Genomic DNA, 24,212 nt, shown 5'->3' on the forward strand with positions numbered 1-24,212 from the left:
GTCACAGCCCCGCCAGCTCCAGCATCGAGGAGCCACCCTGTTCGGCGCCGCCCGCGTTCAGGCGGAACATCGCGAAGAGTTCGCGGCCCATGCCCATCGGCGCGACCGGAGTGGGCGCGGCCTCGCGCGAAGCGAGGTCGGCGGTGGTCGAGAGCGTGCCGTCCTCGGCCGAGAGGCGCACGATATCGCCGTCGCGCAAGTGGGCCAGCGGGCCGCCGCCCAGCGCTTCGGGGGTGACGTGGATCGCCGCCGGGACCTTGCCCGAGGCGCCCGACATGCGCCCGTCGGTCACCAGCGCGACCTTGAAGCCCTTGTCCTGGAGCACGCCCAGCGGCGGGGTCAGCTTGTGCAGTTCGGGCATGCCGTTGGCGCGCGGGCCCTGGAAGCGCACGACGACGACGACGTCGCGGTCGAGTTCACCGGCCTTGAACGCCTGCGACACGGCTTCCTGCGTGTCGAACACCCGGCACGGGGCCTCGATCGTCCAGCGCTGCTGGTCGACGGCGCTGGTCTTGAACGTGCCGCGTCCCAGGTTGCCCTGGACGAGGCGCATGCCGCCGTCGGGGAGGAACGGCGTGGCAACGGTGCGCAGCATGGTGTCGTCGCCGCTGGTAGCGGGCGCCGGAGTCCAGGCGAGGGTATTGTCCACCAGCACCGGCTCGTCGGCGTAGGCGGCCATGCCGCCCTCGGCCACGGTCAGCACGTCGGCGTGGGCAAGCCCGGCGCCGAGCAGTTCGCGCACGACCCACGCCATGCCGCCCGCCTGGTGGAAGTGGTTCACGTCGCCCGAGCCGTTGGGATAGACGCGGGTGATGAGCGGAACGACGGAGGACAGCTCGTCGAAGTCCTCCCAGTCGATCAGGATGCCCGCGGCGCGGGCCATGGCCGGCAGGTGGATCGCGTGGTTGGTCGAGCCGCCGGTCGCCAGCAGGCCGGCCATCGCGTTGATGATGGCCTTCTCATCGACGACCTTGGCCATCGGGCGATAGTCCTCGCCCTTGCGGGTGATCGCGGCGAGGCGGTGGGTGGCGGCACGGGTCAGCGCCTGGCGCAGCGGTGTGTTGGGCGGCACGAAAGCCGAGCCCGGAACGTGCAGGCCCATCATCTCCATCATCATCTGGTTGGAGTTGGCGGTGCCGTAGAAGGTACAGGTGCCCGGCGCGTGGTAGCTGGCGCTTTCGCTTTCGAGCAGTTCCTCGCGGCCGGCCTTGCCTTCCGCGTAAAGCTGGCGGACCTGCTGCTTCTGCTTGTTGGAGATGCCGCTCGGCATCGGCCCCGATGGCACGAAGATCGCCGGCAGGTGGCCGAAGCGCAGCGCCCCGATGACGAGGCCGGGGACGATCTTGTCGCAGATGCCCAGCAGTGCGGTGCCGTCGAACATCGCGTGGCTGAGTGCCACCGCGGTCGACAGGGCGATGGCGTCGCGGCTGAACAGCGACAGTTCCATGCCGTCGAACCCTTGAGTGATGCCGTCGCACATCGCCGGCACGCCACCGGCGACCTGAGCCGTCGCGCCGATCTCGCGGGCGTAGAGCTTCATCTGGTCGGGGTAGCGGCCATAGGGCTGATGGGCGCTGAGCATGTCGTTGTAGGCGGTGACGAGACCGAGGTTGATCGACTTGCCGGCCGCGATCGTCGCCTTGTCCTCGCCCGAGGCGGCGAAGCCGTGCGCAAGGTTGGAGCACGACAGGAAGCTGCGGTCGGAATGTCGATCGGCCTCGAACGCCACGAGATCGAGGTAGCGCTGGCGGCTCGGCCGCGAACGCTCGATCACGCGCTGGGTCACGCGCTCGACCACCGGGTTGATGCCGGCCGGGTTGAGGTTGCTCATGGGTGTTACTCCTGGTCTTTTTCCGCGGCCCACCCGGTCAGCGGACGCCCACGCACCTTGCCGGCGCAGGCGACCCGAACCCGGGCGGCCGATCTGTGTCGAAAGCGTCGGGCCCTGACGGGGCTTATTCGTGCCAGGTGACGCCGTCGCGCTCGGCGAGCGCGATGGCGGCGGATGGCCCCCAGCTTCCGGAAGTGTAAGTCTTGGGCGTCTGCTGCTGTTCCTCCCAGCCGGCACGGATCGCGTCGATCCAGTCCCACTGGGCCTCCACTTCGTCGCGGCGGACGAACAGCGTCTGGTCGCCCTCGATCAGGTCGAGGAGCAGGCGCTCGTAGGCGATGCGCCGTTGCGGGCCGGCGAAGGCATCGGGCGTGGTGATCGCCAGCGGCACCGAGCGCAGCCCGTAGCCGTTGCGGTCCAGCCCGGGCACCTTGGCCATGAGCGAGAGCGTGATGTTCTCTTCCGGCTGGATGCCGATGACGAGCCGGTTGGGCACCGTCTTTGCTCCGCGGCCGTGGAAGATCGAGTGCGGCACGTCGCGGAACTGGACGACGATCTCGGTCGTGCGCTTGGGCAGGCGCTTGCCGGTGCGCAGGTAGAAGGGCACGCCCTGCCAGCGCCAGTTGTCGATGTGCGCCTTGATCGCGACGAACGTCTCGGTGTCCGAATCCTTGCCGAGTTCGTCGTCGTATCCGGGCACGGCCTTGCCGCCGATGGCGCCCGCCCGGTACTGGCCGGTGACGGTCTGGCCCGCACTTACCTTGCGCAGCGATCGCAGGACCTTGACCTTTTCGTCGCGCACGTTGGTGGCGTCGTAGGAGACCGGCGGCTCCATCGCCAGCAGCGCGAGGAGCTGGAGCATGTGGTTCTGCACCATGTCGCGCAGCGCGCCCGAATCGTCGTAGTAGGCGACGCGCGATTCCAGGCCCACGGTCTCGGCCACGGTGATCTGTACGTGGTCGATGTGCGCGGCGTTCCACAGCGGCTCGAACATCAGGTTGGCGAAGCGCAGCGCCAGCAGGTTCTGCACCGTCTCCTTGCCGAGGTAATGGTCGATCCGGTAGATTCGGTCTTCCGGGAAGGCGTGGGCGACGGCGTCGTTGATGACCTTGCTCGAGGCGAGGTCGATGCCGAGCGGCTTTTCCAGGCCGATGCGCACCTTGGGGCCGGCCAGGCCGCTCTTTTCGAGGCCGTGGATGGTCGCCTCGAACAGGCTGGGCGCGGTCGACAGGAAGATCGACAGGCCTTCCGCCGGCGTCCCGACCTTCTCGGCCAGCGCCTGGAAATGGTCGATGTCGTTGGCGTCGAGTGGCTGGTAGCTCAGCCGGTTGAGGAACTGCGCCATGCCGCCGCGCCGTTGCGCGGGCAGGAACTGCTCCAGCGCTTCGCGCGCGAAGTTGCGAAAGCCCTGGTCGTCCATGTCGGACCGGGCGGTGCCGATGATCTGAATGCGCGGGTCCAGCAAGCCTTCCGCGTCGAGCGCGCAAAGCGAAGGGAGCAGCATTCTGCGGGAGAGATCGCCTGTAGCGCCGAAGAGGAGCAGGCGATCGGAAGTGAATTGCGTCACGGATACCTTTCCACCGAACGGCCGCGCTCCTCCTCGCTGCCGTGATGTACCATTGTCTGGCTGCCCGACCCCCGTCCGTTCATCGACGAATGGCCACGCAGATGCAGCATAGCAACCGAGTTCCCGGAGCGCTAGGTCGCATGGAGCGATGCAAGCATGTTTTCAGACGTCGTCGACTGTCGAACGGACATGGAAATGTCATTTTCCCGGCGCCTGAATACGAATGTTGCAACAAGAATGTAGTGAAACCATGGCACGCGCGCTGGATCGGGCCGCCGATCCGACGCATGGCCGAAGCCCGGACCGGGCGAGCACAGGAGCGATACGCGCATGACCATCGAGGGCGTCCACCTCCTCGAACACCTGCAGACCCCGGCACTGATGGTGTCGCGCGGACAGGTGCGCTTCGCCAACAGCGCGGCCAAGGCGCTGCTGGGCGCGCACATCGTCGGCCAGGACGTGCGCATCGCGATCCGCGAACCGCGCGCGGTCGCGGCGATCCTGAGCGAGAACGGCGGCTCGGCGCGGATCAAGGGCCTGTCCACCGGCGGCTCGATGTGGGAGGTGGACTGCAAGGTCGCCGGACCCAACGAGAAGATCGTCAGCCTCTACGACCTGTCGGAGCGGGTCAGCGTGGCCAAGGCCCACGCGGACTTCGTCGCCAATGCCAGCCACGAGCTGCGTACCCCGCTCGCCAACGTGATCGGCTACTGCGAGACGCTGATGAACCCCAAGGCGGGCAACGACGAGGCCCTGCGGGGACGGTTCCTGGGCACCATCCGCCACGAGGCGCAGCGGATGCAGGCGCTGATCTCGGACCTCATGTCGCTCTCGCGCATCGAGGCGGTGAAGCACGAGGCGCCGCTCGACAGCATCGACATGGTCGCTCTGGCGCACGAGGTCGCGGGCGAGTTCCGGGGCACCGCCGAAGTCGCGGTCCACGCCAATGGCGCCGAGGCGGTGATCGCTGGCGATCGCGGGCAGCTATCGCAGGTCCTGCGCAATCTCATCGACAATTCGCGCAAGTACGCCAAGGCCGATGGCGCGGTCGAGGTCTCGGTCGAGGCGGCGAGCACGGGCTGGGTCCTGGTCACCGTGCGCGACGAAGGCGAGGGCATCCCGCCCGAGCACCTGCCGCGCGTGACGGAGCGTTTCTACCGCGCCGACACCAGCCGCAGCCGGGCGGCGGGGGGTACGGGGCTGGGCCTCTCGATCGTCAAGCACATCGTCGAGCGCCACCGCGGCCGCTTCGACATCGAGAGCCGGCCCGGGCTGGGCACCACCGCCTCGCTGATGCTGCCGCTGCGGGGGGAATGACGGCGGGATCCCGGTGGTCCCGGCTCGATCTGCGACCTGATCGAACCGCACGCCCCCTGACGCTTTCGCTTTCCGGCACCCCGGGTGTCAGATCAGAAACTGTCGTTTCTTATCGTCCTGCACCGGCCTGCGTCCTCAGAAGTCGAATTCGAAGCGCGTGGCGAAGACGTTGGCGTCGTAGTTGCGGTCGCCGTTGGGCAGGGCGGTAGCGCCGGTGTACTGCATCAGGGCGTAGTTCACGTTGAAGCGGAAGTACTGGATCGGCGACCAGACCAGGCCGACGATGTAGCCGTTCTGGGTGCCGCCGCGGATGTCGCGGTCGTTGAGGTCGAGCCAGTCGTAGCGCAAGTTGACCTGCACCGAGCCGATGCCGCCGTCGCCGAGCGGATGGGCGGGCGGGTTGTTGACGAAGATGCCGCCCTTGTAACCGCGCGTGTCGCCCTCGGTCAGGAAGTAGCCCACCTCGCCATAGGCGCCCTGGAAGGCGACCGAGGAGAGGTCGACGCGGTTGGCGTCGAGGCGGTAGTATTCCGCCACGCCGTGCCAGCGGCCGGAAATCGCCGCGGCTTCCGCCCCGTACATCGTCTCGGTATCGACGTTCATCGCCGGCGTGCCGATCAGGCGGGTGTTGGTGGTGTGGGCGAAGGGGCGCTGGCGATAGCGGGTGCTGGCATCGGCGAGCCGTCCCAGCCGGCGCCAGTGGCCCGAGGCGGCCAGGTGCAGTTGCACGTCGCCCAGCTTCGGCGCGTAGACCAGGCGCCCGTCGACGCTGTAGCTGTTGTTCTCGTCGCCGCCGCTGGCGCCGTCGCTGCTGTTGGCGAGCGCGGTGGGATCGTCGGTGAAGACGCCGAGCTGGGCGGTCAGCGGGCCCTTGGCGTACTGCGCGCCGATGCCGAGGCGGCGCTCGAAGTTGAAGGCGTCGGTGAAGGCGGCGCGCTCCATCACGCTGCCGGCCGTGTCGCCGGTCAGTTCGTCGAGCGACCAGAAGGGGTTCTGGTTGCCAAGCTGCACCTGCCACGGACCGTCCTTGAAAGTGACGAAGGTGTCGACGAGGTCGACCGCGTTGTCCGACAGTTCCAGTTCCAGCTTGTACGAGAAGTGGCTGTTGAAGGACCCTTCGCCGCCGAGGCGGATGCGGCGCATCTCGCTCGCGAAGCCGAGGCCCTGGTCGGCGAGGCCCTTGGGCGCGGAGACGTAGGCGGCGTCGGCCTGGATGCGGCCCTTGACCTTGAACGACTGGTCGCCCTGGACGATCTGCGGGCTGCCCTTCCACTTGATCTGGGCCTCGTCGGCGGAGGCCTTCGCGGCGGGCGCGGCGGCGGTGGCAGGCGCCGTCGTGGCAGGGGCAGCCGCGGCAAGGGCGGCCGGCTGGCCTTCCTGCGGCTGCGTCGGCGCGGCGGCCGGCGCGGCTGTGGCGAGACGGCTTTCCAGCGCTTCGAGGCGGGCGCGCAGTTCGCGGACTTCGGCGCGCAGCGCTTCCGTCTCCTGCGTTTCGGCGGCCCGGCCCGGCGCCGATTGCGCCGCGGCGGGCAGGGCCGTCGTGGTCATGGCCACGAGGGTAGCGGTGCCAGCAACAAAAGTACGCATCGTCTCGGGTGTCTTTCGCAAGGGGTCTTCCGTGTCGCGATCGGCCAGTATGACTTGAATATGACGGATGAATGACACTTCCGGGACACTCCGCCCGAACGGCGCCCGACCGGGATCGGCCGCTTTCGCCCAAAGCAGGCGCCGCAGGAGAAACACGGCGGAAGCGATCGAGCAATATTTCCCCGCGCCGCGGCCAGGCCCCTTGCTTGCGGGCGGGCACGCGAATCGGGCGAAGGACCGGATGCCGTTGCTTGCCATCGCTAGCGTGCTCTCCTAGACCCCGCTCCAGCGCATGTGTCTGCAGGTCCGGACGGAACCTGCCGCGACGACATGACGGGATAGAGGCGAAACACGCTTTTCCCGGATTAATTGCGGGGATGACCCGTCGATGTCACTTCATCGTCATGGAAGTGTCATCGAAGCCCAATAGGGGCATCCCACAGTAGAGCCCGAGGGGTATCCAAAAATGCGTTCGACCAAGACCATCATCTTCGCTGCCGTTTCCTTGGCCGCGCTCAGCGCCTGCGGCGGTTCGGGCGGTTCCGGCTCCGCCTCGCGCGATTTCGTGCGCGGCGTCGGTTCGTCCACCGTCTATCCGTTCGCGACGGCGGTTGCCGAAGCCTTCGCAAAGTCCAGCGGCGGCAAGTCGCCGGTCATCGAATCGACCGGCACGGGCGCTGGCATGAAGCTGTTCTGCGCCGGCGTCGGCGCGCAGCACCCCGACATCGAGGACGCCTCGCGCCGGATCAAGAAGTCCGAATACGAGGAGTGCCAGAAGAACGGCGTCAAGGAGATCGTCGAGGTCCAGGTCGGCATCGACGGAATCGCCTTCGCCGAATCGAAGACCGGCCCCGGCTTCCAGCTCACCCCGCTCGACATCTACAAGGCGCTCGCCGCCAACCCGTTCGGCAAGCCGAATACCGCCAAGACCTGGAAGGACGTCAACCCGTCGCTTCCGGCCGAGCCGATCCTGGTCTACGGCCCGCCCTCGACCTCGGGCACGCGTGACGCGCTCAAGGAGCTGATCCTCGAGGCCGGTTGCAAGACCGACGCCGCCACCAAGGCGCTCAAGGACAGCGATAAGGACAAGTACGAGGCGACCTGCCACGACATCCGCGAGGACGGTCCCTACGTGGACGCCGGCGAGAACGACAACCTGATCGTCCAGAAGATCTCGCAGAACTCCAAGGCCATCGGCATCTTCGGCTATTCGTTCCTCGAAGAGAACCCCGACAGCCTCAAGGGCATCCCGATGTCGGGCGTGACCCCGACTTATGCGACGATCTCGGACTACAGCTATCCGGGTGCGCGCCCGCTCTACATTTACGTCAAGAAGCAGCACCTCGCACCGATCAAGGGCCTGCAGGGCTACGTGGCCGAATGGGTCAAGTCGTGGGGTCCCGAGGGCCTCGCCCAGAAGAAGGGCATGGTCATCGCGCCCGAGGACGTCCGCAAAAAGAACGCCGACATCGTCGCCAAGATGACCCCGCTCGATCCTTCCGAGCTGAAGTAAGCCAAGCACAGAAAGGGCCGGGCGGCCAGTCATGATACTCACGGGTGTTCTCCTGGCCGTCTTCGGTCTGGGCCTGGTCGGCTGGTTCGCCGCCCGGGGCCGGGCGCGGCTGCTCTACAAGGGGCGGGGGTCGATGCATTCGATGCCCGCCTACCACGGCTGGCACATGGCGCTGTGGATCCTGGTTCCCGCCCTGCTGGCCTGGGGCGTGTGGTCGGCGATCATGCCGGGCCTTGTCGAAGGCGCGCTGTTCGCCGACCCCGCCGCCGCCGGCCTGCCGACCGATCCGATGACGCTGGGCTCGATCGTTTCCGAGGCGCACAACCTTGCCGCCGATCCCTCCGCGACCGCCTTCAATCCCGAGGCGCAGGCCCTCGTCGAGCCGATCCGCGCCGCGACGACCCGGTTCGGCCTGATCGGCGGGCTGATCGTGCTGATCGTCGCCTTCGCCGGCGGCGCCTTCGGCTTCACCCGCATCCGCCCCGACTTCCGCGCCCGCACCCAGGTCGAGCGCGCGGTGCTGGCGCTGCTGCTGGTCGCCTCGCTGATGGCGGTGTTGACCACCTTCGGCATCGTCGCCTCGCTGGTGTTCGAGGCCGGGCTGTTCTTCAAGGACGTGTCGCCGATCGCCTTCCTCACCGGCACCCACTGGTCGCCGGCAAGTACGGCGGGCGCGAACATCAACGACAACTTCGGTGCGGTGCCGCTGTTCTGGGGCACGATCTACATCGGCGCGATCATCGCCATGGTGGTCGCCATCCCGCTCGGCCTGATGAGCGCGATCTACCTCACGCAATACGCCACGCGCGACGTGCGCAAGTGGGTCAAGCCGCTGCTGGAGATCCTCGCCGGCATCCCCACCGTGGTCTACGGCTACTTCGCCGCGCTGACCGTGGCGCCGATGATCCGCGACTTCGCCGCCTCGCTCGGCATGGCCAACCCTTCGACCGAGAGCGCCCTGGCCGCCGGCCTCGTGATGGGCGTGATGATCATCCCCTTCGTCTCCTCGATGGCCGACGACGCGCTCGCCGCCGTGCCCCGCGCGATGAGCGACGGGTCGCTGGCGCTGGGCGCCACCCGCTCGGAGACGATCAAGAAGGTGCTGCTCCCCGCCGCGCTCCCCGGCATCGTCGCGGGCGTGATGCTGGCGATCAGCCGTGCCATCGGCGAGACGATGATCGTCGTCATGGCCGCCGGCGCCGCCGCCAACCTGTCGGCCAACCCGTTCGCCTCGATGACCACGGTCACCTACCAGATCGTCCAGATGCTGACCGGCGACCAGGAGTTCAACAGCCCCAAGACGCTGTCGGCCTTCGCGCTGGGCCTCGTGCTGTTCGTGGTCACTCTCATCCTCAACATCGTCGCCCTGCGCGTCGTGAAGCGGTTCCGCGAAGCCTATGAGTAAGTCAGACTGGAATTCGCCCGAGGCGGCCCGGCGCATCGCGCGCCGCAACGCCGCCGAGCGCCGCTTCAAGATGATCGGCCTCGGCGCGATCGTCCTCAGCCTCTCGTTTCTCGCGTTGCTGCTGGTCATCATGCTCAAGAACGGCCTTGGCGGGCTCGACTGGAGCTTCCTGTCGGGTTCGGACTCCACCGACGCCACCGTGGCGGGCGTGTGGGGGGCGACCAAGGGCTCGCTGCTGACGATGCTCGTCACGCTGCTGCTCAGCTTCCCGATGGGCGTGCTGGCCGCGATCTACCTCGAGGAGTTCGCGCCGCGCAAACGCTGGATCGAGTGGATCGAGGTGTCGATCAACAACCTCGCCGCAGTGCCCTCGATCATCTTCGGCCTGCTGGGCCTGGCGGTGTTCATCAACACGATGGGCATGCCGCGAAGCTCGCCGCTGGTCGGCGGCCTGACGCTGGCGCTGATGACGATGCCGGTGATCGTGATCTCGGGCCGCAACGCCATCAAGGCGGTGCCCCCTTCCATCCGCGAGGCCGCCTACGGCATCGGCGCGAGCAAGGTGCAGACCACCTTCCACCACGTCCTGCCGCTGGCGCTGCCGGGCATCCTGACCGGCACCATCATCGGCATGGCCCGCGCCCTTGGCGAAACCGCGCCGCTGCTCATGATCGGCATGCGCGCCTTCGTGGCCACGCCGCCCGACGGGCTCACCGCCCCTTCGAGCGTGTTGCCGATGCAGATCTTCCTGTGGTCCGACGAGATCGACAAGGCTTTCGTCCAGAACACCTCCGCCGCCATCATCGTCCTGCTGGTCTTCCTGCTCGCGATGAATGGTATTGCGATATACCTTCGCAACAAATTCGAAGTCCGCTGGTAGGGACATGACAGAACCAAAGCTCACAGCTCGCAACGTCGACGTCTTCTACGGACAGAAGAAGGCGATCAACGACGTTTCCATCGACATCGACAACGGCATCGTCACGGCTTTCATTGGCCCTTCGGGCTGCGGCAAGTCGACGTTCCTGCGCACGCTCAACCGGATGAACGACACCATCGCCGGCGCCCGCGTGACCGGCGAGATCCTGCTCGACGGCGAGGATATCTACGCGGCGGACATGGACCCGGTCGCGCTGCGCGCCCGCGTCGGCATGGTGTTCCAGAAGCCCAACCCGTTCCCCAAGTCGATCTTCGAGAACGTCGCCTACGGCCCGCGCATCCACGGGCTCGGCACGTCGAAGGCGGACATGGACGTCATCGTCGAGCGCGCCCTGACCAAGGCCGGGCTGTGGGAAGAGGTCAAGGATCGCCTGACCGACGCCGGCACCGCGCTTTCGGGCGGCCAGCAGCAGCGCCTGTGCATCGCGCGCGCCATCGCCGTCAGCCCCGAGGTCATCCTGATGGACGAGCCGTGCTCCGCGCTCGACCCGATCGCCACCGCGCGCATCGAGGAACTGATCGACGAACTGAAGGAAAGCTTCGCGATCGTCATCGTCACCCACTCGATGCAGCAGGCCGCGCGCGTCTCGCAGCGCACCGCCTTCTTCCATCTGGGCAGCCTCGTCGAATATGGCGAGACCGACCAGATCTTCACCAATCCGCGCGAAGTGCGCACCAAGGACTACATCACCGGCCGCTACGGCTGAGTGATGGGCTAAGCAGGAACACGCCATGGTCGACCATACCGTCAAGGCCTTTGACTCCGAGATCGGGCAGCTTCGCGGCCTCGTCGCCGAAATGGGCGGGCTCGCCGAAGTCGCCATCCGCGACGCCATCACCGCGCTCGTCCAGCACGACGAGGTGCTGGCCGCACAAGTCGTCGCCGCCGACGCCCGGCTCGATGCGCTGGAGGCGGAAGTGGACCGCCTTGCCGTCCGCACCATCGCGCTGCGGGCGCCGATGGCCGACGACCTGCGCGACGTCATCGCCGCGCTGAAGATCTCCGGCGTCATCGAGCGCATCGGCGACTACGCCAAGAACATCGCCAAGCGCGTCAACGCGCTGGAAGGCCGCACCAAGATCGAGCCGGTCACGCTCGTGCCGACGATGGCGGAGATCGCCGAGAGCATGGTGCGCGACGTCCTCAACGCCTACGGCTCGCGCGATGCGGCCCTGGCGGTCGAGGTGATCCGCCGCGACCAGAAGCTGGACCAGTTCTACAACACGCTGTTCCGGTCGCTGCTGACGCACATGATGGAGAACCCGGCGACGATCACCAGCGCCGCGCAACTGCTGTTCATCGCGCGCAACCTGGAGCGCATCGGCGACCACGCCACCAACGTCGCCGAGATGGTCTACTACGCCGCCACCGGCGAGTACTGCACCGAGCGCGATTCGCTCACCGACGACACCTCGGGCCCCCTCGCATGAGCGCCAACGCTTCGGTCCTCGTCGTCGAGGACGACGTCGCCTTGTGCGAACTGCTCACCTGGAACCTCAGCGCCGAGGGCTACGACGTGCGCTCCACCGGCGACGGCGAGGAAGCGCTGGTCATGGTGCGCGAGCAGGCGCCCGACGCCATCGTGCTCGACTGGATGATCGAGCAGGTGCCCGGCATCGAGGTCTGCCGCCAGTTGCGCAAGGACAAGGAAACCGCGCAGATCCCGATCATCATGGTCACCGCGCGCGGCGAGGAGGAGGACATGATCCGCGGCCTCAAGACCGGCGCGGACGACTATGTCACCAAGCCGTTCTCGCCCAAGGAACTGATGGCCCGGATCGAGGCACTGCTGCGCCGCGCGCGGCCGTCGCTGGCGGGCAACGTGCTGTCGTGGGGCGACCTGGAACTGGACGCCACCAGCCATCGCGTCCGCCGCGCCGGCGAGGCGCTGCACCTGGGCCCCACCGAGTTTCGCCTGCTGCGCTACTTCATGGAGCGCCCCAACCGCGTGGTCTCGCGCCAGCAGATCCTCGACGGCGTGTGGGGCATGGACTCCGACATCGACGAGCGCACCGTGGACGTCCACATCCGCCGCCTGCGCAAGGCGATCAACCGCGACGGCGACACCGACCCGATCCGCACCGTGCGCGCGGCGGGCTATGCGATGGACGTGGCGTAAGCATAGCCGCAAGAACGGATACGCGCGAAAACACGTCGGTCCGGACTTGTTCCTGGACGAGTCCGGTACGACGTGTGGGGCCCCCGCAATGATCGCCCCCGCGCCTTGCCGCCTTCGTGCCGGCGCCTAAACCTCTTCCCCAAAAGCAACGGGGAAAGGCGCACATGACCGGCAGACTGAGCTTCGGCTACCTCTACGACTTCCGGAACCCCGCGCCCTGGCACCGGCCTGGCGAGGCGCTCTACGCCGAAACCCTCGACGTCATCGCCGAGACCGAGGCGCTGGGCTTCGCAGGTGCCTGGGTCCCCGAACACCACCTCGCCGAGGACGGCTACATGCCGTCGCCGCTGGTGACTCTGGCCGCCGTGGCCGCGCGCACGAAGCGCATGAAGCTGGGCACCGGCATCGCGCTGGGTCCGCTGTACGAGCCGCTGCGTTTCGCCGAGGACTGCGCGGTGCTCGACATCCTGTCGGCCGGACGCATGCAACTGGGCCTTGCGATCGGCTACCGCGCGCGCGAATATGCCGCCCACGGCCTCGACTTCACCAGGCGTGGTGCCCGCTTCGACGAGTTCCTGCACCTCGTCCGCCGCCTGTGGGATGGTGAAAAGGTGGACTTCGCGGGCAAGTTCTTCACCCTGGCGGGCGCGCAAGTGCGGCCGCTCTCCAGCCGCGGGCAGATACCGCTCTACATCGGCGGTTTCGCGCCCAAGGCGATGGAGCGCGTCGCCCGGTACGGCGACGGCTACTTCGGCAACGCCGAAATCTGGCCGCTCTACCGCCGGACGCTCGAGGAGCAGGGCAAGGACCCGGCGACCGCGAGGATGTGGCTGCAAGGCCTGATGCTGGTCGTCGCGCACGACAAGGCGGCGGCGATGGAAGAACTGGCGCCCCACTTCCACCACGTCAACAACAGCTACGGCGCCTGGATGGGCGAGGACGTCGTCGAAGGCAAGGGCGCGATCGGCCTCGAAGACGCGGCGCTCAAGCCGATGGACCTCGACGCCTTCAAGGCCAGCGGTATCCTCCAGATCCTAACCCCGGACGAGGCCATCGCCCATTTCCGCGGGCTGCAGGACCAGGCCCCGGTCGAACATTTCACCATGATGATGCCGGCCGGGCTTCCGGCGGAGCGCTTCCTCGCATATGCGGGCATCTTCGCGAGGGACGTGCTCCCGGCATTCGAGTGAGGGCTGTTTGAGGGACGAAGCGCACAGGGGCGAGGAACGGCGCGGCGGATCGCCGCAGTCGGTCACCCGCGTCATCCGCCTGCTCGAGGTGCTCTGCGCCAGCACCGAGCCGGTCTCCCTCGCCGATCTAAGCCGCCGTCTCGCCACGCCCAAGAGCAGCCTGGCGGCGCTGCTGCGCGGCCTTGCCGACGAGGACCTGGTGACCGCGACCGAAGGCGCCTGGCGCCTTGGCCCGGGCGCTTTCGGCCTCGGCAGTGCGCTCACCGAGGCGCGCCGGCGGCTGCACAGCTCCGACCTCGTGCGCGAAGGGATGCGCCGGCTGTCCGATCGCAGCGGCGAGACCGTGCTGCTGGCGGTGGGCGACCACGAGGGCGACTGGGTCACGTACGTCGATCTCGTCGAGAGCCGCAACGTGGTGCGCTATTCGGTGACGATCGGGGACCGGCGCCCGTTCTACGCCACTGCCGGGGGGCGCGCCCTGCTGTCGACCTGTTCGCCGGCCGCGGTCGAGGCCTACCTCAAGCGCATCGTCCCGCAGCGGCTGGCGCACGCCACCGAAATCGACCGCAAGGCGCTGGCCGGGGCGGTCGACCTGGCGCGGGCGCAGGGCTATGCGCAGACGGTGGACCAGGCCGCGGAAGGCGTCACCGGCACTGCCGGGATCGTCCGCGACGCCTCGGGCCGCGTCGTCGGTGCACTGGTGATCGCGGCGCCGAGCGCCCGCTCGCAGGATCGCCTCGACGAACTCGCGCGGCTGGTGCTGGACGAAGCCGCGGCCATCTCGCGCAGCCTGGGGTTCCGCTGACGTCCCCGTCGTCCCGGATCATGTCCGGGACGACGCGGCGGCATTCACGCCGCCGAGCGCAGTGCCTTTTCGTAGCCGCAGAGGGCGCCTTCGATGGCGGCGAGGAACTGGTCCGTAGCACGGTCCCACGAATAGAGGGCGCCCAGCGCCGCGGCATCGTTGCGCTCGGCCGTGAGCGCGCCGTCGATGGCGCGGGCGAGCGAGGGATCGAGCGCGCCGGCGGGCCAGCCGACGCGGTGGTCGACGCCGCGGCCGTCGAGGCCGACGATGTCGATCGGGCCGGTCACCGGGAACGCCGCGACCGGCGTACCGCAGGCCAGCGCCTCGATGAGGACGAGGCCGAAGGTGTCGGTCAGGCTGGGGAAGACGAAGCAGTCGGCGGCGCGGTAGGCGCCGGCCAGCTCGGCGCCCGAGAGCGCGCCCAGGAACAGTACGTGCGGATAGCGGCGGCGCAGGGTCTCCAGTGCGGGGCCGTCGCCGACCACCACTTTGCTGCCGGGCGTGTCGAGGCTCAGGAAGGCCTCGAGGTTCTTTTCGGGCGCGACGCGGCCGACGTTGAGCAGCACCGGGCCGGGCAGGGCGGTCATCGCCGGGTGGCGGGGGCCGTCGGGACGGAACAGCGCATGGTCGATGCCCCGGCTCCAGGCGCGGGCCGGGCCGATGCCGCGGCCTTCCAACTCGCTCGCGAGGCTGCGGGTGGAGACCATCACGGCGCGGCTCTGGGCGTGGAAGCGCTGGAGGATCGGCCAGAAGCATTCGGCCGAAAGCCCGGTGCGCACTGCCGCATACTCGGGAAAGCGGGTGTGGAAGGCGGACGTGAACGGCACCCGTCGCGACAGGCACCAGCCGCGCGCGGCCCAGCCGATCGGGCCTTCGGTGGCGATGTGGACGATGTCGGGCGCGGCCTCGTCCAGCATCCGGCGCAGGCCGAAGCGGGGCGCCATCGCCAGCCGGATCGAGGCATAGCCCGGCATCGGCATCGTCCGGAAGCGGTCAGGGGTGATCGTCTCGACCGCGTGGCCGCGCCGGGTCAGGTGGTCGACGGTGGCGGTCAGCGACCGCACCACCCCGTTGACCTGCGGCAACCAGGCGTCGGTCGCCAGTGCCAGCTTCACGCGGAAGCCTCCGCGAGGGTGTCCGCCTTCACGGTATGGCCGCCGGTCTCCGCGATCCAGTCGACGATCGCGAGCTGGCCGGTGAGGTCCTCGGCGAGCGCGGTGCAGCTTTCGACCCAGTCGCCGTCGTTGTAGTAGGTGATGCCGCCGAATTCGCGGATCTCGGCGCAGTGGATGTGACCGCACACGACGCCGTCGAAGCCCCGGCCGATCGCCTCGTTGGCGACCGCTTCCTCGTAGCTGCCGATGTACTGGACGGCGTTCTTGACCTTCTTCTTCATGTAGGCCGAAAGCGACCAGTACGGCAGGTGGAAGCGACGGCGCACCGCGTTGAACACGATGTTGGCGCGTAGCAGCAGCCCGTAGGCCTTGTCGCCCAGGAAGGCGAGCCAGCGGGCGTAGAGGACGACGCCGTCGAAGGCGTCGCCGTGCGTCACCAGCAGGCGGCGCCCGTCGAGCGTGGTGTGCACCGCTTCGAGCGCCAGTTCGACGCCGCCGAAGCTGAGGCCGGCGTAGTCGCGCAGCATCTCGTCGTGGTTGCCGGCGATGAAGATGACGCGAGTGCCGCGATGCGCCATCTTGAGGATGCGGCGGACGACTTCGTTGTGCGCGTCGGGCCAGTACCAGCCCTTGCGCAGGCGCCAGCCGTCGACGATGTCGCCCACGAGGTAGAGCGTCTCGCACTCGACCGCGCTGAGGAAGTCCACCAGCATGGCGGCGTTGCAGCCGCGCGTGCCCAGGTGGATGTCGGAAATCCAGATCGTGCGATACTTGCGTTTGGGGCGGAAGCCCTTGGGCTCGGGGATGTCGAGCCAGGCGGGGATGCTGCTGCGGTGTTCGGCCCGACGCTGGATTTCGCGTTCGAGAAGGGTGTCCACATGATCGCGCATGGTCGGGTCGCTCCGGCTGCCTGCTGAAGTCGCTTTGGCATCAGGGCGTTGCACGAGCGTGACGGTTGCGGGTCGGTTCGATGACAGGCCCTCGGTTCCTCCTCCACCGGGGGGCGCGGACCATGCGAGGCATTCTCGAGGGGCGCAGGCGTAGTCCGCGACCTTTCGCATTGCGAGAGTCCCCCACCACACGGCGGGTCGACCTCCTCCCCGCAACAGGGAGGAATCCCGCTTTCATTGCCCTGTCACCGATATGTCACCCGTTCGTCACACTGGGGATGCAAAAGCCCGCCTTGCGACGCTCCACAAGGGGGCAATCAGCCGGACGAAGGGCGGTCAAAGGGGCGATGCGGCGGATCGACATATTGCTGGCGAGCGAGCTTTCCGGCGGCGCGGCGGGCGCGCTGGCGCCTTTCCGGCACGACCAGTTCGACGTGGTGCTCCACCGCTGGACGGACTTTGCCGAGCTGCCCCTGATCGAGGGCGCACTGTGGATCTTCATCGACTGGGTGCTGCCCCAGATGTCGGGGCTGGAACTGTGCCGCCGCTTGCGCGCCGACGCGCTGACCGCGCATGCGCATGTGACGATGGTGCTCGAGGAAGACAACCAGGAGGACCGCAAGCGCGCGCTGCGCATGGGCGCGGACGACTACATGGTCGGCCCGCTGGCACGCAACGCGCTGCTCGACCGCGTGCTCGGCGCCAACCTGGGCGAGCAGGACGGCGCGGGTATCCGCGTGGTCACGCAAGGCGAACTGATGGTCGACGTGGCGGCCTTCCAGGCGCGTTTCCAGGGCAAGCCGATCGCACTCATGCCCAACGAACTGCGCCTGCTGCGCTATTTCATCGAGCATCCGGGCCGTGTGTTCAGCCGCACGCAGCTCATCTCGGCGCTCGGCAAGCAGGAGCCGCCGGTGGACGAGCGCACCGTGGACGTGTGGATCGGCCGCCTGCGCCGGGCGCTCAAGGGCGTCGGCGCGGGCAACCCGCTGCGCACGGTGCGCTCGCTGGGGTATGTCTTCGACACGGTCTGAACCGTCGCCCCAGGGTTGACGACGGGACTACCCCAGCCAGCCGGCGGTCTGGGCCAGCAGCCACAGGCCGATCACCAGGAACAGCAGCGCCGCCACCGTGCGCACGACGCCCAGCGGCACGCGCTTGATGATCTCGTTGCCCAGGAACACCGCGGGCACGTTGGCGATCATCATGCCGATGGTGGTGCCCATCATCACCGGGATCACGCTCTGGAACCGCGCGCCGAGCGCGATCGTGGCGATCTGCGTCTTGTCGCCCATCTCGACGATGAAGAACGCCACGGCGGTCGCCAGGAACGGGCCGAAGCGGCTGGGCCTGGCCTCTTCGTCCTCGTCGAACTTGTCGGGGATGAGGGTCCAGGCGGCCATCAGGATGAAGCTGGCGGCGACGAGGTAGCGGAACCACAGGCCGTCGAGCAGCGACGCCGCCTGTTCGCCCACGAGGGCGGCGAGGAAGTGGTTGGCGATGGTGGCGGCGAAGATGCCGCCCACGATCGGCCAGGGCTTCTTGAAGCGCGTGGCCAGGACGATCGCGAGAAGCTGCGTCTTGTCGCCGATCTCGGCGAGCGCGACGACGGCGGTGGATGTGAGCAGGGCTTCCAAGGCAGGTACTCCGGGGCCGGGCGAAACAGCGGACGCAACGACGCATGCGGAACCCGCCCGGCCGAGCGGAACCGCAAGCGTCATTGGTCTCGCCCGGACGGTTGGACGTCCTCCTGCGCGCCATGGCCTCTCGACCAAGTATGTTGACGGCAGGTCCCGCGCGGTCGCCTTCGCAAGGCGGGGAAACGCGGGCGGCTACTCCCCAGATGACCCGCGCCCCTTAGGCGCCTGCGGGGATTCTGGGAAGCGCAAAAAAGAGGCCCGGCCGCATCGAGTGCGGGCCGGGCCGTCCAGGTGCCGTCGGAGAGGGCAGGAACCTCCTCCGCGAGAAAACGGGATCAGAAGTTGATCGAGGCCGAGAACGAGAACATCCGGCCCAGGTCGTAGGTGTTGTAGTTCACCTTGCCGTCGGCGAACTTCTGGTACTCGAAGTGGCCGCGGCCGGTGAGGTTGCGGCCTTCCAGCTTCAGCTCGATCTGCTTGCCCGAGACCATGATGCCCTGGCGGATCACCACGTCGACGGTGAGGCCGGGATACTCGAAGATGTCGGGCTGGCCGGAGTTGGCGAGGCCGCGGCTGACGGCACGCTTGCTGGCGTAGTTCAGCAGGATGGTCTGCTGCGACAGGTTGCCGGTGTCCTCCATGCCGAGCTGGACGTTGGCGATGTGCTGCGACTGGCCGGTCATCGGCGCGCCGTTGCGGAAGTAGTCGGTCGCCAGCGACGTGCCGGTGCCGGCGCCGTAGACCCGCACGGTGTCGTCGGCGGCGACCTTCAGCTTCGACTTCGTGTAGGTGTAGTTGCCGATCAGCACGAGGCGGCGGTTCTCGAAGGCCTTGCCCATGCCATAGAGGTCGACGTACTTCTGCGCCTCGAACTCGGCGCCGTAGAGGTCGGCCTGGGGGGCGTTGGCGTAGGACGTGATGAACGCCTCGCTGCCCGTCAGGAAGGTCTCGATCGGGTTGTCGATCTTCTTGTAGAACGCACCCAGCGAGACGCGCTGGTCACGACCGAAGTACCACTCGAAGCGGCCCTCGATGTTGGTCAGCTTGCTGTCGGTCAGGAACGGGTTGCCCTGGTAGGAGCGGTTGGTGTCCGGATCGAAGTAGGGTTGGTACAGCAGCTCGCGGAACTGCGGGCGGCCGATCGTCTTCGAGGCGTTGAGGCGTACCTGCATGCCGGGCTGGACCTCGTAGGTGAGGGTCGCGGCGGGCAGGAAATACTCGTTCTCGAGCGCGGTGGGCTGGCTGGCCGGGGCGCCGATCGGTCGCAGGGTCGTCGATTCCACCGCGTATTCCCAGCGCAGGCCGGCATCGAAGGACAGGCTGTCGGTCAGCTGGCCGTCGATCTTGCCGTAATAGGCGTGGTTGAGCAGGCGCGAGTCGAACTGGGCGGTGTTGGCGCCCGGCTCGCGCAGTTCCAGGCCGTAGTCGACGCCGTTGTTGGAAAGATACCAGGTGCCCGGCTGGAGCAGGCTGTCGAGCCGCAGGGTGCCGAACGCCGAGATCAGGTCGGCATCGCCGTTCGCGAAGATCGCGAAGGAGCGGCGCGAATTGGTGCGCGAATTGAGCTGGTAGGCATAGCCCACCGTACCCGTCCAGCCCTCGAAGAAGCGGTGCGAGACGTCGACGCCCGCCGACCACACGTTCTCGTTCAGGCGCGAGAAGGTGACGGTGGTGGGGTCCTGGTTGCCGTTGCCGAGACGGTTGACGAAGTAGGCGCCGTAGTCGTCGCTCTCGACGTTGGTGCGCAGGTACTGCGACTCGATCTCGTAGGGCGCGAGGCGCTTGGAATTCGCGTAGCCGATGCGCACGTCGATGCTGGTCTTGTCGTCCGGCTTGAACTCGCCGGCCACCTGGGTGTCGATGAGCTGGCGCTCGTACCAGGCGGTGGTCTGGTCCATGTAGTCAGCGTTGAGGTTGTTGGCCCGCTTGCCGATGCTCAGGCTGGTGTGCTTGTCGGTGTCGTGGATGTAGACGTTGGTCCAGCGGATCTGGTTGTCGCCCCATTCCAGGCCGATGCCGACGAGCGCATTGGCGACGATCCGCTGGTCGGAGTTGACCGCGTTGCCGTTTTCCCAGAGCTGCTCGGGATCGGCGGTGCTGCCCTGCGCGCGCTGGCGCAGGATGGCCTTGGTCTGGGTGGAGTTCGAATAGCCACCGGTCGCGATCACGCCCAGGGTGGCGCCGCCCAGGTCGAACGAGGTGCCCGCCGAGAGGCTCGCCGAGAAGTTGGGCTGGGTCTTGTCGGTCTTCTGGACCACCGAGTTGCGGCCGTTGACCAGCAGGCTGCCCAGTTCCTTGGCCTGCTCGCTGCTGGGGCTGATGACGGCGCCGCTGTTGAAGTATTCCTGCAGTGCCGAGGGGATCGAGCGGTTGCCGTTGTCGAACCCGGTCCAGTCGGTCTTGCTGCCGTAGTAGTCGTAGGACAGGCGGTTGGTGGTCTCGGTGTCCCAGGTCACGCCGCCGCCGATCTGGAGGAAGGTGTCCTCCGGGATCGCCTTGGTGGTGAGGTTGATGACGCCGCCGCCGAACTCGCCGGGGAAGTTCACCGAGTAGCTCTTCTGCACCAGCGAGGAGGCGACGATGCTGGTCGGGAACAGGTCGAGCGGAACCACGCGCTTGAGCGGCTCGGGGCTGGGCAGGGGGGAGCCGTTGAGCAGCGCCAGCGAATAGCGGTCGCCAAGGCCGCGGACGTAGACGTAGCCGTTGCCGACCACCGAAAGGCCGGTGACGCGGCCAAGCGCGCCGGCGATGTCGCCTTCGCCGGTGCGGGCGATCTGCTCGCTCGACAGGACCGAGACGACCTGCGGCGCGGTGCGCTCGATGTTGCGGTTGCGCTGGCCGGTGACGATGATCGCGCCGCCCGGGATCGAAACGTCGGGTGCCTCGGCCTCCGCCGCCGGGTCCTCGCCGATGGCGGGCGCTTCCGGGCTGGCGTTGCCGGTAGTGGTGGGCGCGCTGTCCTGGGCGGATGCGAGCGCGGGCGCCAGCATCGACGTGGAGAGCAGCAGCAGCGAAATCAGCCGCGGCTTGGTCATTGGATGTCCCCCTGGAACAAGTATCTGGATGCGTAAGAAGGGGAGCGGCCTGAACCGACCGCCCCCCTTTTCGTTATGCAGTGGGCGGCCGGATCAGGTGGTCGGCAGCGCGGTGCAGGCCTGGCCCGAACCGAAGGCTCCCGTCGTGGTGTCGCAGGTCCAGCCCTTGTACCAGGTGTCCGAGGCGTCCTTCACGGCGCCGATGAAGGTCGTCGCGTCGAAGTAGGACGAGAGGGTCTTGATGCCGGTGTAACCGGCGACGCCGCTTTCGCCCGAGCCGTTGACGAACGTGCTCGTCAGGGTCGAGGTGAAGGCGTCGTTGTTCAGGTTGGTGCCGGTGGCGAACATCGACGCGGCGGTGGTGGAGCCGGTGGCGTAGCTGCCGGTGCTCAGGAACTTCGTCGCATTGCAGCTCAGGACCGTGGAGTAGGCCTTGATCGTCGCCGGGACAGTGCCGGTGCCGTTCACGCGAAGGCATTCGTTGTTCGGCGAGACCAGCACGCCGTTGACCCAGGTGACGTCCGAGTTGCCACGGACCAGCACCGATGCCTGGTCGTTCGATTCGTTGTTCGAGCTGGACGCGGGCTGGATCGCGGTGAAGTTGGCGATGACGGTCTTCTGGCGCGGGAGCTGTTCCTCGAGGCCGTTGGAGTCGATTTCCATCAGCGCGTCGCCACTGCCGCTCTTCTGGAGCAGGAGCAGGTACTGGAAGTAGCCCTCCAGGCCGGTGTCGATGTCGAGGCTGTCGTCATCGGCGTTGACCGCGATGTAATGCTTCATCTGGACCTTGCCGCCGAAGAATTCGGCGCCGTCGTCCGAGCTGTTCACCGACTGGATGTACTCCAGGGTGGTGCCGCTGCCGACGCCGCCGGTGGTCAGCGCCTGCAGTTCCTTGCCTTCGCTGAGCAGGTAGCCCGAGTAGCGGATCTGCACGTACTTCATGATGCCGGCGTTGTAGGCGTTGTCGCGGCCGCCGAAGACGGCCTTGTTGACGGCGCCCTCGGTGTCGCGCTCGCAGGTGCTGGCGGCGGTCGAGCCGTAGTTGCAGTCGGTCACGATGCCGCGGCCGAGCAGCACGACCCCGCCCCACTGGCCGTTCGACGCTTCGGTGGCCGCGCCGCTGATGTTCTGGCGGCTGGTGAAGATGATCGGCTTGGCGGCGGTGCCTTCGGCGTTGATCTTGTTGCCGCGGTTGACGACGAGCCAGCCGGCTTCCGAGGTGTTCTCGCCGAACAGGATCGCGCCCGGATCGATCGTCAGCGTCACGTTGGTGTCGGCGCTGAGGACCTTGCTGGCGCAGCTCGCGGTCGTGGTGGTGAAGGTCGCACTGGACGTGGGCGCGGCGAAACCGCCGTCGCAGCCGACGTCGACGCGGCCGTTGATGCGGTAGACGACGCCCGCGACCTTGGGCAGGCTGGCGTTCTTGTCGACCAGGGCCGGCAGCGTGCAGACGCGCCAGGTGCCCTCGGGGCCGGTGATCGTGCCGTCGTTGGTAAGGCCGCCGGTGGCCGCGAAGGTCGGGCAGGCGTCGGGAGCGACGACGAGGCCGGTGCCGGGTGTCGGGGTCGGGGTGGGAGTGGGCGTCGGGTTGTTGATGACGATGCCACCGTTGCCGGGCGAGGCTACGTCGTCGGCGCCGCAGCCGGAGAGAGCGAGTGCGCTGCAGCCCACGAGCAGCAGACCAGAAATTTTCTTCACGATGGAACCCCCGTTTTCAGGACGGAACGAGGCGGCGATTCCGCCTTCGTTGCATCGGGGCGTCTAGTCCGGGGGCATGACGCTTTGTTGGCGCTACGATGACACTAATCTTCAGTAATACGACCATGATGTGACGATCACGGCGGCAAAGCCTCGTCGAGACCGGCGACTCGCATGAAACCGGCCGAATCACAGCTCGATTGCAGTTTTATGACACTTCCGTCATTTTCTTGATGAAGGCCGCATTCGGGCAGACGATGGCGCTATCGAATGCATCCAACGGGAGAGTCGCCATGTCGCTTTCAGTCCTCGTCACCGCCGCGCTGCTGGGCCAGGCCGCCTTCTCGCTCGCGGTGGACAAGCCCGCGCCGGACGTGGCGGACGTCGCCTACACCGAACTGGCGGCAGGCCAGCCGCAGGCCGCGGTGCAGAAGCTCGAAGCGGGCGGCGCGGCCCGTTCCAGCGACCCGGCGACCCTCATCAACCTGGGAGCGGCCTATGCGGGGGCAGGCATGGCAGACAAGGCGCTCGTCGCCTATCGCGCCGCCGTGGCCAGCCCCGAGCGATACGACCTGCAACTGGCCGACGGCAGCTGGGTCGATTCGCGCGTCGCGGCGCGGCGGGCGCTCAAGGGAATGACGGCCGCGCGCGCGGTCGCAGTGCGCTGACCGTCGCAATCCGGGCCCGGGATGTCGCAAAACCGGGCCGGATTTGCACAGGTTTCTTCCTAGGCAAAATCCATATTGCGCTGGAATATCAGCGCCGAACTACGGATTTGGAAAGAGCCGAGCGCTTCGAGGTCGCCTGAAGCGCAACAATTCACGAAACTCTCCTGTGATAGAGGGCGGTCACCATGACGGTTTGCCGCGCCATCGTCACACACCTGTCATCGAGGTGGCGCACTTGGCCGTCATACGGAGGACATGGTGATTCGATACGTAAAGTCTGACGGCCGCCTGCGGCGCGGTTTTCTTCCGGTCCTGGGCGCGGCCCTGGGCCTTTTCGTCCCCACTCTCGCACAGGCCCAGGCCGTCGCCACCGACCCCGCCGGGTCGGGCCCGATCGTTGCCGCGCTCGGCTGGCTGCAAGGGACGCTGCTGGGCAACGTCGCCACTGCGGTTGCGGTCATGGCGGTTGCCGCGGTCGGCTTCATGATGCTGACGGGCCGGATGAACTGGCGCTTCGGAGCGACCGTCATCATCGGCGTGTTCATCCTGTTCGGCGCCGGCGCGATCGTCACCGGCATCCAGTCGGCGGCGGTGGGCTGAAGCGATGAGTTCGCTCGCCCGGTATCCCGTGCATCGCGCGCTCACGCGGCCGCAGATGTTCGCGGGCGTGACCTACAGCTTCTTCATCATCAATGCCGCGGTGACGACGGAAATCTTCCTCATCACCAAGAGCTTCTGGGCGCTGCCCGCGGCGCTCGCGATCCACACCGCCGGATACCTCGCCTGTCTTCGCGAACCGCGGGTGTTCGACCTGTGGATCGCCAAAGTCAGCAAATGCCCGCGCGTCGCCAACTGGCAGCGCTGGGGCTGCAACAGCTACGCGCCGTAAGCG

At 67.7% G+C, this 24,212-nt stretch carries 21 protein-coding genes; 13 read left to right on the forward strand and 8 right to left on the reverse strand.

Annotated features, from left to right (window positions below):
• Position 1: 1 nt before the first annotated feature.
• Together edd and zwf are read right to left on the reverse strand one after the other, a co-directional pair.
• Positions 2–1,831 (reverse strand): phosphogluconate dehydratase, encoded by a 1,830-nt coding sequence (gene edd, locus ACFFDA_RS26585; protein ID WP_404480261.1) that lies wholly within the window; start codon positions 1,829–1,831, stop codon positions 2–4.
• Between the two features lie 124 nt (positions 1,832–1,955).
• Positions 1,956–3,398 (reverse strand): glucose-6-phosphate dehydrogenase, encoded by a 1,443-nt coding sequence (gene zwf / locus ACFFDA_RS26590; RefSeq protein WP_404480262.1) that lies wholly within the window; start codon positions 3,396–3,398, stop codon positions 1,956–1,958.
• A 330-nt stretch (positions 3,399–3,728) separates the two neighbouring features.
• On the opposite strand from zwf, the gene ACFFDA_RS26595 reads away from it, so the two are divergent.
• Positions 3,729–4,715, forward strand: a complete 987-nt coding sequence (locus ACFFDA_RS26595; RefSeq protein WP_404480263.1) for a sensor histidine kinase — start codon at positions 3,729–3,731, stop codon at positions 4,713–4,715.
• 135 nt (positions 4,716–4,850) lie between these two features.
• Here the strand turns inward: ACFFDA_RS26595 and ACFFDA_RS26600 are convergent, their stop codons facing one another.
• Positions 4,851–6,302, reverse strand: coding sequence for a porin (locus ACFFDA_RS26600; RefSeq protein ID WP_404480264.1), 1,452 nt, complete (start codon positions 6,300–6,302; stop codon positions 4,851–4,853).
• Between the two features lie 466 nt (positions 6,303–6,768).
• Between ACFFDA_RS26600 and ACFFDA_RS26605 the strand changes: the two genes are divergently transcribed.
• The 8 genes from ACFFDA_RS26605 to ACFFDA_RS26640 all read left to right on the forward strand — a co-directional run bounded on the left by ACFFDA_RS26605 (position 6,769) and on the right by ACFFDA_RS26640 (position 14,274).
• The gene (locus ACFFDA_RS26605; protein WP_404480265.1) at positions 6,769–7,815 is read left to right on the forward strand and encodes a substrate-binding domain-containing protein; all 1,047 of its coding nucleotides are present in this window, start codon (positions 6,769–6,771) and stop codon (positions 7,813–7,815) included.
• A 31-nt stretch (positions 7,816–7,846) separates the two neighbouring features.
• Complete coding sequence (gene pstC / locus ACFFDA_RS26610) at positions 7,847–9,220, forward strand: phosphate ABC transporter permease subunit PstC (protein ID WP_404480266.1); 1,374 nt, start codon at positions 7,847–7,849, stop codon at positions 9,218–9,220.
• Positions 9,213–10,100 carry a phosphate ABC transporter permease PstA gene (gene pstA / locus ACFFDA_RS26615; protein ID WP_404480267.1) on the forward strand — a complete coding sequence of 296 codons (888 nt, stop codon included), beginning with the start codon at positions 9,213–9,215 and terminating at the stop codon, positions 10,098–10,100. Before pstC ends, pstA begins: the two co-directional genes overlap by 8 nt.
• 4 nt (positions 10,101–10,104) lie before the next feature.
• Positions 10,105–10,866 (forward strand): phosphate ABC transporter ATP-binding protein PstB, encoded by a 762-nt coding sequence (gene pstB, locus ACFFDA_RS26620; RefSeq protein ID WP_404480268.1) that lies wholly within the window; start codon positions 10,105–10,107, stop codon positions 10,864–10,866.
• A 25-nt stretch (positions 10,867–10,891) separates the two neighbouring features.
• Positions 10,892–11,590, forward strand: coding sequence for a phosphate signaling complex protein PhoU (gene phoU / locus ACFFDA_RS26625; RefSeq protein ID WP_404480269.1), 699 nt, complete (start codon positions 10,892–10,894; stop codon positions 11,588–11,590).
• On the forward strand, positions 11,587–12,279 hold the full coding sequence (gene phoB, locus ACFFDA_RS26630; RefSeq protein ID WP_404480270.1) for a phosphate regulon transcriptional regulator PhoB: 693 nt from the start codon (positions 11,587–11,589) through the stop codon (positions 12,277–12,279). Before phoU ends, phoB begins: the two co-directional genes overlap by 4 nt.
• Before the next feature lie 164 nt (positions 12,280–12,443).
• Positions 12,444–13,469: an LLM class flavin-dependent oxidoreductase gene (locus tag ACFFDA_RS26635; RefSeq protein ID WP_404480271.1), complete on the forward strand. Its 1,026-nt coding sequence runs from the start codon at positions 12,444–12,446 to the stop codon at positions 13,467–13,469.
• Positions 13,470–13,476: 7 nt separating this feature from the next.
• The gene (locus tag ACFFDA_RS26640; RefSeq protein WP_404480272.1) at positions 13,477–14,274 is read left to right on the forward strand and encodes an IclR family transcriptional regulator; all 798 of its coding nucleotides are present in this window, start codon (positions 13,477–13,479) and stop codon (positions 14,272–14,274) included.
• A gap of 44 nt (positions 14,275–14,318) precedes the next feature.
• Here ACFFDA_RS26640 and ACFFDA_RS26645 read toward each other — a convergent pair whose 3' ends face one another.
• Both ACFFDA_RS26645 and ACFFDA_RS26650 read right to left on the reverse strand, forming a co-directional pair.
• Positions 14,319–15,389: a glycosyltransferase family 4 protein gene (locus ACFFDA_RS26645; protein WP_404480273.1), complete on the reverse strand. Its 1,071-nt coding sequence runs from the start codon at positions 15,387–15,389 to the stop codon at positions 14,319–14,321.
• Positions 15,386–16,279, reverse strand: a complete 894-nt coding sequence (locus ACFFDA_RS26650) for a UDP-2,3-diacylglucosamine diphosphatase (protein WP_404480274.1) — start codon at positions 16,277–16,279, stop codon at positions 15,386–15,388. The genes ACFFDA_RS26645 and ACFFDA_RS26650 overlap by 4 nt, the downstream gene beginning before the upstream one ends.
• Before the next feature lie 347 nt (positions 16,280–16,626).
• On the opposite strand from ACFFDA_RS26650, the gene ACFFDA_RS26655 reads away from it, so the two are divergent.
• Positions 16,627–17,313, forward strand: a complete 687-nt coding sequence (locus ACFFDA_RS26655; RefSeq protein WP_404480275.1) for a response regulator transcription factor — start codon at positions 16,627–16,629, stop codon at positions 17,311–17,313.
• A gap of 27 nt (positions 17,314–17,340) precedes the next feature.
• Here ACFFDA_RS26655 and ACFFDA_RS26660 read toward each other — a convergent pair whose 3' ends face one another.
• The 3 genes from ACFFDA_RS26660 to ACFFDA_RS26670 all read right to left on the reverse strand — a co-directional run bounded on the left by ACFFDA_RS26660 (position 17,341) and on the right by ACFFDA_RS26670 (position 22,652).
• Complete coding sequence (locus ACFFDA_RS26660; protein WP_404480276.1) at positions 17,341–17,916, reverse strand: TMEM165/GDT1 family protein; 576 nt, start codon at positions 17,914–17,916, stop codon at positions 17,341–17,343.
• Positions 17,917–18,254: 338 nt separating this feature from the next.
• The gene (locus ACFFDA_RS26665) at positions 18,255–20,954 is read right to left on the reverse strand and encodes a TonB-dependent receptor domain-containing protein (protein ID WP_404480277.1); all 2,700 of its coding nucleotides are present in this window, start codon (positions 20,952–20,954) and stop codon (positions 18,255–18,257) included.
• A gap of 93 nt (positions 20,955–21,047) precedes the next feature.
• On the reverse strand, positions 21,048–22,652 hold the full coding sequence (locus ACFFDA_RS26670; RefSeq protein WP_404480278.1) for a hypothetical protein: 1,605 nt from the start codon (positions 22,650–22,652) through the stop codon (positions 21,048–21,050).
• A gap of 293 nt (positions 22,653–22,945) precedes the next feature.
• Between ACFFDA_RS26670 and ACFFDA_RS26675 the strand changes: the two genes are divergently transcribed.
• From ACFFDA_RS26675 to ACFFDA_RS26685, 3 genes are all read left to right on the forward strand, one after another.
• Entirely contained in the window at positions 22,946–23,320 is a 375-nt protein-coding gene (locus tag ACFFDA_RS26675; protein ID WP_404480279.1) for a hypothetical protein, read from the forward strand.
• Between the two features lie 255 nt (positions 23,321–23,575).
• Complete coding sequence (locus ACFFDA_RS26680) at positions 23,576–23,920, forward strand: TrbC/VirB2 family protein (RefSeq protein WP_404480280.1); 345 nt, start codon at positions 23,576–23,578, stop codon at positions 23,918–23,920.
• 4 nt (positions 23,921–23,924) lie between these two features.
• On the forward strand, positions 23,925–24,209 hold the full coding sequence (locus tag ACFFDA_RS26685; RefSeq protein WP_404480194.1) for a type IV secretion system protein VirB3: 285 nt from the start codon (positions 23,925–23,927) through the stop codon (positions 24,207–24,209).
• Positions 24,210–24,212: the final 3 nt, after the last annotated feature.

The organism is Novosphingobium sp. BL-52-GroH (assembly GCF_044813085.1).
Taxonomy (GTDB): Bacteria; Pseudomonadota; Alphaproteobacteria; order Sphingomonadales; family Sphingomonadaceae; genus Novosphingobium.

Bases quoted from the DNA above. Each gene is read 5' to 3' on its own strand.
- edd (WP_404480261.1), bottom strand. From the start codon at position 1,831: ATGAGCAACCTCAACCCGGCCGGCATCAACCCGGTGGTCGAGCGCGTG.
- ACFFDA_RS26595 (WP_404480263.1), top strand. From the start codon at position 3,729: ATGACCATCGAGGGCGTCCACCTCCTCGAACACCTGCAGACCCCGGCA.
- ACFFDA_RS26600 (WP_404480264.1), bottom strand. From the start codon at position 6,302: ATGCGTACTTTTGTTGCTGGCACCGCTACCCTCGTGGCCATGACCACG.
- ACFFDA_RS26605 (WP_404480265.1), top strand. From the start codon at position 6,769: ATGCGTTCGACCAAGACCATCATCTTCGCTGCCGTTTCCTTGGCCGCG.
- pstC (WP_404480266.1), top strand. From the start codon at position 7,847: ATGATACTCACGGGTGTTCTCCTGGCCGTCTTCGGTCTGGGCCTGGTC.
- pstA (WP_404480267.1), top strand. From the start codon at position 9,213: ATGAGTAAGTCAGACTGGAATTCGCCCGAGGCGGCCCGGCGCATCGCG.
- pstB (WP_404480268.1), top strand. From the start codon at position 10,105: ATGACAGAACCAAAGCTCACAGCTCGCAACGTCGACGTCTTCTACGGA.
- phoU (WP_404480269.1), top strand. From the start codon at position 10,892: ATGGTCGACCATACCGTCAAGGCCTTTGACTCCGAGATCGGGCAGCTT.
- phoB (WP_404480270.1), top strand. From the start codon at position 11,587: ATGAGCGCCAACGCTTCGGTCCTCGTCGTCGAGGACGACGTCGCCTTG.
- ACFFDA_RS26635 (WP_404480271.1), top strand. From the start codon at position 12,444: ATGACCGGCAGACTGAGCTTCGGCTACCTCTACGACTTCCGGAACCCC.
- ACFFDA_RS26650 (WP_404480274.1), bottom strand. From the start codon at position 16,279: ATGCGCGATCATGTGGACACCCTTCTCGAACGCGAAATCCAGCGTCGG.
- ACFFDA_RS26655 (WP_404480275.1), top strand. From the start codon at position 16,627: ATGCGGCGGATCGACATATTGCTGGCGAGCGAGCTTTCCGGCGGCGCG.
- ACFFDA_RS26665 (WP_404480277.1), bottom strand. From the start codon at position 20,954: ATGACCAAGCCGCGGCTGATTTCGCTGCTGCTGCTCTCCACGTCGATG.
- ACFFDA_RS26675 (WP_404480279.1), top strand. From the start codon at position 22,946: ATGTCGCTTTCAGTCCTCGTCACCGCCGCGCTGCTGGGCCAGGCCGCC.
- ACFFDA_RS26680 (WP_404480280.1), top strand. From the start codon at position 23,576: ATGGTGATTCGATACGTAAAGTCTGACGGCCGCCTGCGGCGCGGTTTT.
- ACFFDA_RS26685 (WP_404480194.1), top strand. From the start codon at position 23,925: ATGAGTTCGCTCGCCCGGTATCCCGTGCATCGCGCGCTCACGCGGCCG.